The organism is Sellimonas sp. (assembly GCF_047234585.1).
In the GTDB taxonomy this organism is placed as follows: domain Bacteria; phylum Bacillota; class Clostridia; order Lachnospirales; family Lachnospiraceae; genus Sellimonas; species Sellimonas caecigallum.
In genome coordinates this window covers 34,528-44,814 of the sequence record NZ_JBKSWG010000013.1, presented here as the reverse complement: position 1 = coordinate 44,814, position 10,287 = coordinate 34,528, and the positions used below count along the sequence as shown (strand labels likewise).

The 10,287-nt window shown below is 45.7% G+C and carries 13 protein-coding genes; all 13 read left to right on the top strand.

Translation table 11 applies throughout. The features are described from left to right. The coding region (locus tag ACLROL_RS06990) for an LPXTG cell wall anchor domain-containing protein (protein ID WP_413067547.1) at positions 1 to 267 on the top strand (267 nt) is incomplete at its 5' end. A gap of 98 nt (positions 268 to 365) precedes the next feature. Next, positions 366 to 926 carry a hypothetical protein gene (locus ACLROL_RS06985; RefSeq protein ID WP_087212172.1) on the top strand — a complete coding sequence of 187 codons (561 nt, stop codon included), beginning with the start codon at positions 366 to 368 and terminating at the stop codon, positions 924 to 926. Between the two features lie 399 nt (positions 927 to 1,325). After that, positions 1,326 to 1,814, top strand: coding sequence for a VanZ family protein (locus tag ACLROL_RS06980; protein ID WP_413067546.1), 489 nt, complete (start codon positions 1,326 to 1,328; stop codon positions 1,812 to 1,814). After that, positions 1,805 to 2,713, top strand: coding sequence for a 4-hydroxy-3-methylbut-2-enyl diphosphate reductase (gene ispH, locus ACLROL_RS06975; protein WP_413067545.1), 909 nt, complete (start codon positions 1,805 to 1,807; stop codon positions 2,711 to 2,713). The genes ACLROL_RS06980 and ispH overlap by 10 nt, the downstream gene beginning before the upstream one ends. Continuing rightward, a complete protein-coding gene (rpsA, locus tag ACLROL_RS06970; RefSeq protein ID WP_413067544.1) occupies positions 2,694 to 3,788 on the top strand; it encodes a 30S ribosomal protein S1 in 1,095 nt (364 codons plus the stop codon). Before ispH ends, rpsA begins: the two co-directional genes overlap by 20 nt. Before the next feature lie 111 nt (positions 3,789 to 3,899). Further along, the gene (rsxC, locus tag ACLROL_RS06965) at positions 3,900 to 5,219 is read left to right on the top strand and encodes an electron transport complex subunit RsxC (protein ID WP_288723919.1); all 1,320 of its coding nucleotides are present in this window, start codon (positions 3,900 to 3,902) and stop codon (positions 5,217 to 5,219) included. Between the two features lie 20 nt (positions 5,220 to 5,239). Continuing rightward, positions 5,240 to 6,181 carry an RnfABCDGE type electron transport complex subunit D gene (locus tag ACLROL_RS06960; RefSeq protein WP_087202987.1) on the top strand — a complete coding sequence of 314 codons (942 nt, stop codon included), beginning with the start codon at positions 5,240 to 5,242 and terminating at the stop codon, positions 6,179 to 6,181. Next, positions 6,181 to 6,786: an RnfABCDGE type electron transport complex subunit G gene (locus ACLROL_RS06955; protein ID WP_288723915.1), complete on the top strand. Its 606-nt coding sequence runs from the start codon at positions 6,181 to 6,183 to the stop codon at positions 6,784 to 6,786. The genes ACLROL_RS06960 and ACLROL_RS06955 overlap by 1 nt, the downstream gene beginning before the upstream one ends. Continuing rightward, positions 6,779 to 7,477 carry an electron transport complex subunit RsxE gene (gene rsxE, locus ACLROL_RS06950; RefSeq protein ID WP_221920056.1) on the top strand — a complete coding sequence of 233 codons (699 nt, stop codon included), beginning with the start codon at positions 6,779 to 6,781 and terminating at the stop codon, positions 7,475 to 7,477. Before ACLROL_RS06955 ends, rsxE begins: the two co-directional genes overlap by 8 nt. A gap of 12 nt (positions 7,478 to 7,489) precedes the next feature. Continuing rightward, positions 7,490 to 8,065: an electron transport complex subunit RsxA gene (gene rsxA, locus ACLROL_RS06945; RefSeq protein WP_087202990.1), complete on the top strand. Its 576-nt coding sequence runs from the start codon at positions 7,490 to 7,492 to the stop codon at positions 8,063 to 8,065. A 16-nt stretch (positions 8,066 to 8,081) separates the two neighbouring features. Then, positions 8,082 to 8,867, top strand: a complete 786-nt coding sequence (locus ACLROL_RS06940; protein WP_087212159.1) for an RnfABCDGE type electron transport complex subunit B — start codon at positions 8,082 to 8,084, stop codon at positions 8,865 to 8,867. Positions 8,868 to 9,025: 158 nt separating this feature from the next. Next, on the top strand, positions 9,026 to 9,493 hold the full coding sequence (locus tag ACLROL_RS06935; protein ID WP_413067543.1) for a DUF2752 domain-containing protein: 468 nt from the start codon (positions 9,026 to 9,028) through the stop codon (positions 9,491 to 9,493). Between the two features lie 93 nt (positions 9,494 to 9,586). After that, entirely contained in the window at positions 9,587 to 10,171 is a 585-nt protein-coding gene (locus ACLROL_RS06930) for a hypothetical protein (RefSeq protein WP_413067542.1), read from the top strand. Positions 10,172 to 10,287 lie beyond the last annotated feature (116 nt).

The following is a 10,287-nucleotide window of genomic DNA, read 5'->3' as shown; positions in this document are numbered from 1 at the left end:
ACAGATCCGAGTGATCCGACAGATCCGAGTGATCCAACAGACCCAACAGATCCGACAGATCCGGCTGAACCGGTAGATCCATCTAAACCGTCTGACAATGATAACAACAAGACAGATGATACAACAGAAGTAAAGGCAGACGTAAAAGATGACAAAAAAGATGCTCCGAAGACAGGGGATACTGCAAATGCAGCAATTCCTGCAGTAGGAGTAATCGGAAGTCTTGCAGCAATCGCAGCAGTATTGGCAAGAAGATTCCGCAAATAATAAACAAAAAATTCATTTCCAAATAACCAAAAACAAATAAAACCATTGCCTGGAATATTATATTTCAGGCAATGGTTTTGTGATAAAATGAGGTGCAGATGAAAAGAATCCATAAGAATATTATATCATTTATTGTTGCCGTATGCCTGCTTTCTGCAGGATTGTGTGCTTGCTCTTCGGAAGACACGAAGGAGAAAGAGGCAGAGACATCGCCGATCGATTATGTTTCAGAAAAAATTCCAGACAAAGGAGATTCGTTTTCAAAGGAAGAAAAGGAAGAAATCAAGACAGGGATCATGGGATGGGCTTCCGGATTTTTGATTGTGGACAGCAGTATAGAAGAGGAAGAGAAAATGGTCATTGATACGACCTTGTACTCCAGTATTGCTTCGGATGAAGACCGGGAGAAACTACAGAAAGACCGGGAAAAACTCTATACTAACGCAGAGGTCACTGTTACTTCCGTTGACACGAAGATCAAGGATGCATATAAAGTGGAATATCAGGGCAGCACACTCGGAAGAGTAAGCTGCACGATCAAAATGGAAGGAACAAGAAACGGGAAAGAGTTCAAGCGGAATTACACTGTAAAGATGATCATCAATTGTGATGATGCTGTTTCCATATATGAAATCGAAAAAATCAGTTGGAAATCCTGAATGTATCCAGACAAAGAAACGCCGGAGAACAGGTGGGAGGCCTGTCACTCCGGCGTTTGTCGTGGAGTCTTTTGTGATGAGAATACAACAATAACCCATGTCCGCCAGCCCAAGCATACCATCCTGCCGACAGACATAAGTATGAGATACGCACTGCCGCAGGAGAGAATTCTTTATTGTGATAGATTGAGGTTGTTTGATTTTATTTTTATTTTTTCTAAATCATTCTCTCAGCGGACATACTGTCATATTCAATACTATTATCACGTGAAAAGAGGAAAATTGCAACATTTTTTTGCAAAGTTTTTGCAAAACCAAGAATTGGTGGAGAACGCATCTTGACTTGGAAAGTGATGAACGAGTATAATGCATTCAGATAAAGATTGGAAGGAAACGAATATGAAAAAATGGAGGAATATCTGGGCGGCACTTGCGGTCGTATGGATGGCTGTGATTTTCGCTTTTTCGGCAAAGACGGCCGGAGAATCTTCCAAAGACAGCCTGCTTGTGGGGAAGATGATCGGAGAAATCTTTGTGTCTGATTTTGAAAGCTGGACGAAAGAGCGTCAAGATACATTTGCGGAAGCGATTGAATATCCGGTCAGAAAGGCGGCTCATGCGACGGAATATGCGATCCTTGGATTCCTCTTGTTTCAGACGATCCGCTCCGGGACGAAGACGACACTTGGAAAGATAAGGGGGTTCGCCTGGGGGATCGGTACATGTTATGCAGCTGGCGATGAGTTCCATCAGCTTTTCGTTCCGGGCAGAGGTGCGATGATCACAGATGTTTTGATCGACAGCGGCGGCGTGCTCGCCGGAGTGGCCGTGGCAGCATTGACATGGAGACTGTGGAATAGAAAGAAGAAGGAGAAAACATGGAAATAAGATTGGCAAAGACAGCAGGATTTTGCTTTGGGGTAAAAAGAGCAGTAGATGCGGTGTATGAGCAAGTGGAAAAACGGCAGAAAAGACTTGAGGCGGGCGAGGCTCATGTCCCGGAAATCTATACATTTGGTCCTATTATACATAATGAAGAAGTGGTCAAAGATCTGGAGAAAAAAGGTGTGGGCGTACTGCATACAGAAGAGGATCTGGATCGCCTTGATGACGGCATTGTCATTATCCGTTCCCATGGGGTGGGAAAACAGATCTATGACAAACTGGAGGAGAAAGGAATTCCATATGTGGATACGACCTGCCCGTTTGTAAAAAAGATTCATAATATTGTCAAAACAGAGAGCGATAACGGCAAGTATATTATCATCATTGGGAACAAGGAGCATCCCGAGGTAAAAGGGATAAAAGGATGGGCAAAAGACAGGGTCAGCGTCATCGAAAGCGAGGAGGAAGCGAGGGCTTTTACATTGGAAAACTCGCTGTCTGAGGCAGAAAATGGAAATAAAATCTGTATTGTGTCTCAAACGACATTTAATTACAATAAATTCAAATATTTAGTTGAAATTCTTTTGAAAACGCGTTATGATATAAGTGTTTTAAATACGATCTGTAATGCTACAAAGGAGCGTCAGATAGAGGCTTCCCGCATTGCAGCAGAGGTGGACGCGATGATTGTTATAGGAGACAAACATAGTTCGAACACCCAGAAGTTATTTGAAATATGTGAAAAGGCATGTAAAAATACGTACTACATACAGACTCTTGACGATTTGAATATGAATCAATTACAGTTAAAGTCCGTGGAAGCAGTAGGTATTACAGCAGGGGCATCCACGCCCAATAATATAATTGAGGAGGTTCAAAATAATGTCAGACTTAACTTTTGAACAAATGTTGGAGGAATCATTCAAAACAATACACAATGGAGAGGTTGTAGAAGGTACAGTTATCGATGTGAAACCAGATGAAATCATTCTCAACATCGGATACAAAGCTGACGGTATCATTACAAGAAGCGAATACACAAACGAACCGAATGCAGATCTCACAACCATGGTATCTGTTGGTGATTCCATGACAGCTAAAGTTCTGAAAGTAAACGACGGAGAAGGACAGGTTTTACTGACATATAAGAGACTTGTTGCTGAAAAAGGAAATGAAAGACTCAGAGAAGCTTTTGAGAACAAAGAAGTTCTGAAAGCACCGGTTACACAGATTCTTGGAGGCGGTCTCAGCGTTGTTGTAGAAGAAGCCAGGGTATTTATCCCGGCAAGTCTTGTATCCGATACTTATGAAAAAGATCTGAACAAGTATCAGGGACAGGAGATTGAATTTGTTATCAGCGAATTCAATCCGAGAAGAAACCGTATCATCGGAGACAGAAGACAGATTCTGGTTGCTGAAAAAGCAGAAAAACAGAAAGAACTTTTTGCAAACCTGAAAGTGGGCGACACAGTAGAAGGAACAGTGAAGAACGTGACAGATTTCGGCGCTTTCATCGATCTGGGCGGAGTGGATGGTCTCCTTCATATCTCCGAAATGTCATGGGGACGTGTTGACAATCCGAAGAAGCTTTTCCAGGTAGGAGAAACTGTAAAAGTACTTGTGAAAGATATCAACGATACAAAAATCGCATTATCACTCAAATTCCCGGAGACAAATCCGTGGAACAATGCAGCAGAAGGTTTTGCAGCAGGTAAAGTTGTGACAGGTAAAGTTGCAAGAATGACAGATTTTGGTGCGTTCGTAGAACTGGCACCGGGAGTTGATGCTCTTCTCCATGTATCTCAGATTTCCAGAGCACATGTGGAAAAACCGTCTGATGTACTGAAGATTGGACAGGAGATCACAGCGAAAGTAGTGGATCTGAATGAAGAAGAGAAAAAAATCAGCTTAAGCATGAAAGCACTGGAACCGGCAGAAGAAACAGCAGAAGAAGTGCAGACTTCTGAAGAAGAGTAATTCTGAAGGGACCGTGACATTATAACGAAACAGAAGAAATAGAGGCTTTTGGCCTCTGTTTTTTCATGTTCCAGGTTCTGTTAAAAAATGAACGAGGAGGAAGGAAAAAAGATGGGACTTTTAACTTTCAAGGGTGGGATTCATCCGAATGACGGAAAAAGTCTGGCAAAGGACAAGGCGATTGTCGAGATCCTGCCGAAAGGGGATTTGGTGTATCCGCTTTCCCAGCATATCGGAGCCCCGGCGTCTCCAATCGTAAAGGTAGGAGATCAGGTGCTGAAAGGACAGAAGATCGCGGAGGCAGGAGGGTTTGTGTCCGCTCCGGTCTACTCTTCCGTGTCCGGAAAGGTAAAGACGATCGCGCCTAATTTCACACCGACAGGAGGAAAGGTCAATTCTATCGTCATCGAAAATGACGGGGAATATACGGAGGCTGAAAAGCTGGCGACGAAACCCCTTGAGGAACTTACGAAAGAAGAGATCCTCAATCTGATCGCAGATGCAGGGATCGTAGGTATGGGAGGTGCAGGGTTCCCGACAAGAGTAAAGCTTTCCCCGAAAGAACCGGATAAGATCGACTACGTTATCGCAAACTGTGCGGAATGTGAGCCGTATATCACTGCGGATTACCGCAGAATGATGGAAAATCCGGAAGAACTGGTAAGCGGGATGAAAGTCATTCTCCGGCTGTTTGACAATGCGAAGGGAGTTTTTGCTGTGGAGGACAACAAGCCGGATTGTATCGCAAAGTTAGAAGAACTTACAAAAGGGGAGCCGCGAATGGAAGTGGCGAAGCTGATGACGAAATATCCACAGGGAGGAGAGCGTCAGCTTATCTATGCTGTGACGAAAAGAGCTATCAATTCTTCCATGCTTCCGGCAGATGTAGGATGTGTGGTAGACAATGTGGAGACCATCATCAATATCCACCATGCAGTGATCAATGGACGTCCGTCTATCGAACGAGTTGTGACAGTAAGCGGGGACGGAGTCAATGAGCCGGGAAATTTTAAAGTTCCTTTTGGAATTTCCCAGAGAGAGCTTGTGGAAGCGGCAGGCGGACTCAAAGAGGAAACGCAGAAGATCATATCCGGAGGACCGATGATGGGATTTGCTATGTTTACTCTGGATGTTCCAGTTACAAAAACTTCATCCTCGATCTTATGTCTTACAAAGGACGAGGTAGCCATGTACGAACCTGGGGCATGTATCAACTGCGGACGGTGCATCGAAGCTTGCCCAAGCCGCCTGATTCCGTCGAGACTTGCAGATTATGCGGAGAGGCATGATGAGAAGGCATTTGAAAAAGAGTTCGGAGTGGAATGTATGGAATGCGGATCCTGCAGCTATGTCTGTCCGGCGAGAAGACAGCTTAAACAGGCCATCGGTTCCATGAGAAAGATCGCACTGGCCAACAGGAAGAAGAAATAGGAAATGAGAGGTGGACACAAGTGAACGAACAGTTTAATATTTCAGCATCGCCGCATATCCGTGCCAAAGATTCCACAGGCAGCATTATGATGTGGGTCATCATCGCACTTTTGCCGACTACATTGTTTGGTATATGGAATTTCCGTGATCAGAACGCGTGGATTCTTGTAGTTGTAACAGTGGCAGCGGCTGTGCTGACTGAGTTTATATATGAAAAGCTGATGCACAAAAAGGTAACTATCAGTGATTTTAGTGCAGCGGTGACAGGGCTTTTGCTTGCCCTCAATCTTCCGCCGTCTGCTCCATGGTGGATGGGCGTGCTCGGAAGTGTATTTGCTATCCTTGTAGTAAAGCAGTTGTTTGGGGGACTTGGACAGAATTTCATGAACCCGGCGCTTGCGGCAAGATGTTTCCTTTTGATCTCTTTTACAGGAAGGATGACATCCTTTACATATGACGGTATTACCGGGGCTACACCGCTTGCAACGATGCGTGCAGATGGTTCTATCGCAAATGTGGATACGATGAACATGTTTATTGGACAGATTCCTGGTACCATTGGGGAGACTTCCACTATCGCGATCATGATCGGTGCGATCATTCTCCTTCTGAAAGGAATCATTGATCTCCGTATTCCGGGAACTTACCTTGTGACTTTTGTGATCTTTATCACAATTTTCGGAGGTCATGGTTTTGACTGGCAGTTCATTACCGCTCATCTTTGCGGCGGCGGTATCATGCTCGGTGCGTGGTTTATGGCGACGGACTATGTGACAAGCCCGATCACAAAGAAAGGGCAGATCATCTATGGTATCCTGCTGGGTGTTCTCACAGGGCTGTTCCGTCTTTTCGGAGGTTCCGCAGAAGGGGTTTCCTATGCGATCATCATCAGTAACATTTTGGTTCCGTTGATCGAGAAGGTTACTCTTCCGAAACCATTTGGTAAAGGAGGAGAGAAATAATGAATAAGATTGTAAAGAATACGATCATTTTGACAGCGATCACGCTGATCTCAGGGATTGCTCTGGGCGGTGTTTACGAGATTACAAAAGCGCCGATCGCACAGGCGCAGGAAGATGCAAAGCAGGAAGCATACAAAGAAGTCTTCCAGGATGCAGAAGAGTTCAAAGCACTTGATGTGGATGCAAAAGAGGCGGCACAGGCGGTAAAAGACGCTGGTGTGGACGGTGCTGTGATCAATGAGGCTGCTGAGGCTCAAAAAGGCGGGGAGACGATCGGATATGTCGTGACGGCGACAGATAAAAACGGGTATGGTGGAGATATCCAGCTGTCTGTCGGAATTCAGTCCGACGGTACTGTGACGGGAATTTCTATTCTGTCCATCAGCGAGACGGCAGGTCTTGGTATGAATGCCGATACACCGGAATTCAAAAAGCAGTATGCCGATAAAAAGACAGAGCAGTTCTATGTGGACAAAGACGGCGGAGAAGGAGAACAGATCGATTCCATCAGCGGCGCTACGATCACGACAAGAGCTGTCACGGGAGCAGTCAATGCATCCCTTGGATATTATCAGAATGTGTTAGGAGGCAGTGCAGATGAATAAATGTGGGGAACGCTTATATAACGGTATTATCAAAGAAAACCCGACATTCGTCATGATGCTGGGTATGTGTCCGACGCTTGCGGTCACGACTTCTGCCATTAACGGGATCGGTATGGGGCTTTCCACGGCGGTGGTTCTCGTATTGTCCAATATGCTGATTTCCATGCTTAGAAAGATCATTCCGGATTCAGTTCGTATTCCGGCGTTTATCGTAGTAGTTGCGTCTTTCGTGACGATCGTCCAGTTCCTTATGGAAGGGTTTGTCCCGAGCCTTTATTCTGCGCTTGGACTTTATATTCCATTGATCGTCGTAAACTGTATTATTCTCGGACGTGCAGAAAGCTATGCTTCCAAAAATCCGGTGCTTCCGTCCATTTTTGACGGTCTCGGAATGGGACTTGGATTTACATTTGGTCTTACATGTATCGGTATAGTCCGTGAGCTTATCGGTGCGGGCAAGGTATTCGGCATCCAGATCATGCCGGAATCTTACGAGCCGATCACGATCTTTATCCTGGCTCCGGGAGCCTTCATCGTGCTGGCTGTTCTTGTTGCGGCAAGAAATCAGATCATGGACAGCATGGAGAAGAAGGGAAAGAAAGTGACGAGACCTCAGGGAGGCTGCGCGGAAGGCGGATGCGCTTCCTGCGGCGGATGCGGTTCTGCTGCAAAGGATCCGGACAAGGAATAGGAGGAGAAAAGGATGAAAGAATTACTGATTATCGCAGTTGGCTCTGCGCTTGTAAATAATGTTGTACTGAGCCAGTTCCTTGGAATCTGTCCGTTCCTTGGAGTGTCAAAAAAGATTGAGACAGCAGGTGGGATGGGAGGCGCCGTTATTTTCGTCATCACGATCGCCTCTCTTGTGACCAGCCTGATTTATAAATTCATCCTGCTGCCTTTGGATGTATCATATCTGCAGACTATCGTGTTTATCCTGGTAATCGCAGCGCTCGTCCAGTTCGTTGAAATGTTCCTGAAAAAAGCGATGCCTTCGCTTTATCAGGCGCTCGGGGTTTACCTTCCTCTGATCACAACAAACTGTGCAGTGCTCGGAGTGGCGCTCACAAACGTACAGAAAGATTATGACATCCTGAGCAGTGTGGTAAACGGATTCGCCACTGCGTTTGGTTTTACCATCGCCATTGTGATCATGGCTGGTATCCGTGAAAAGACGGAACACAATGATGTGCCGAAGCCATTCCAGGGTACACCGATCGTACTTTTGACAGCGGCGCTGATGTCCATTGCATTTTTTGGATTCTCAGGTCTGATTTAAGGGAGGAAACAGGATTATGACAGGTATACTCGTTGCCGCTGCCATCGTCGGCGGCGTAGGATTGTTCATCGGCGTTTTCCTTGGGATCTCCGGGAAAAAATTCGCGGTGGAAGTCGATGAAAGAGAAGAAGAGATCACAGGAGTGCTGCCGGGAAATAACTGCGGCGGATGTGGTTACGCAGGATGCTCCGGTCTGGCAGCAGCCATTGTCAAAGGGGAAGCTCCGGTCAACGCATGCCCGGTAGGCGGAGCTCCGGTTGCAGAAAAGGTTGCGGCTATCATGGGACAGGAAGCAGGAGAGACAGTTCGAATGACTGCCTTCGTGAAATGCGCAGGAACCTGCGAAAAAGCAAAAGACAATTATAAATATACCGGGACACATGACTGTGTCATGGTAAATATGATGCAGAATAACGGGCCAAAGGGCTGCGTTTTCGGATGCCTTGGAGAAGGAACCTGCGTGGCAGCATGTCCGTTTGATGCGATCCATATCAAAGACGGCATTGCAGTTGTAGATAAAGAGGCATGCAAAGCCTGCGGAAAATGTGTGGCAGCATGTCCAAGACACCTTATCGAGCTTGTACCGTACGAACAGAAGCATCTTGTACAGTGCAGTTCTCTCGACAAAGGAAAAGATGTCATGAGCGTATGCTCTGTGGGATGTATCGGATGTAAAATGTGTGAAAGAGTCTGTGAATTCGACGCAGTGAAAGTCACAAACAATGTGGCGCACATTGATCCGTCAAAATGTACAAACTGCGGAAAATGCGCTGAGAAATGTCCGAAAAAGATTATTGCCTAGCTGTAAGTAAGGTACGGATCTTTTTCATAAAAACAGGGATGGCTTTCTGGAAGCAAGATTCTGGAAAGCCATCCCTGTTTTTTTAATAAGTCAAGGTCTTGAACAGAAAGGGGAAAATGATATAGTATAAGAAGAGAAAAATCACAGGAGGATGGAAGATGCAAAGAAAGAACAGTTGGAAATCCTGGGGAAGAGATACATGGCAGATGATCCGGAGGGATTTGTGGAATATCCGTATCGTTATTCTTGTCCTGGCAATATATTTTACAGTAGCCTGGTATTTTTTGTACACGTCTTGCCCTCTTGTTCTGGTAACTGGTTTTCCATGCCCTGGATGTGGGCTGTCGAGAGCTGCATTCTCGATTCTCCGAGGGGAGTTTTTGCAGGCGTGGCATCTGAATCCATTTATTTATGCCATCGTTGCTCTGGCGGGCGCTTTTTGCATACGCAGATATATCCTTCACAAGGAGACGACGTCTTTAAAGAAATGGCTGCTGCTTCTTTTGATCGGTATGATTTTGTTTTACATTTATCGGATGATCCGTTACTTCCCAGGGGAACCTCCGATGAGTTTTTATAGGGACAACCTGATCAATCGGCTTCTCAGAGCAGTAGGGTCAGTGTAAGAACAATGTGTGAACTTGAAAAACATTGTTGTAGTCCTGAAATGCACGTGATAAAATAAGACAAGTGAACAGAAGAAAGGAAAGGGACCGATTATGGAAGAAAAGAAAGATAATATGGAGCGCCCGGAAGAAGAAAGGGAAGCGATGACAGAGCCAAATGAGCAGGAGATGGTTCCGACAGTGATTCAGGATACAGAGACGAAGACGGAGGAGCCAAAGGAAGACGTCTCCTATGATTACGGGCGGTGTTCGAAGTCCGGCTCGGAGGAAACGGCAGACCGTCAGGACAAAAAGAAAGAAAGCGGATATACGGCTTACAGCGAGAATGTACAGCACGAGTCGCAGAAAAATGCACGGTACGACAGCAATTATGCCTACAATGTAAAGATGGATCCGAAACATGAGCCGGATGCGGGGCTTGACTCCTCTCCGCTCAGTATGGGAGACTGGCTGCTTACGATTCTTGCACTGTTGATTCCATGCTGTGGGGGAATCATTTTGTATTGCTACTGGGCGTTCAGCAAAACCGGAAATCTCAACCGCAGAAATTTTTGCCGTGCTGCTTTGATCGTCGAGGCAGTGTGCATCGTGATCGCGCTTGTGTTTATCATAATGGTAGGTGTGATCGGGTTCGCGGACAGCTATATTGATTACAACGGATATTATTACGGATATTAAATGGTGCCGGCGTTGATGCACGCGGATGCATTGATTATGATTAATAAAAAAGAAAACAGGGTCAGCGTAAGATTGCCGTTTGGCAGCCGCGCTGACCCTGTCTGTGATGTGTAAAG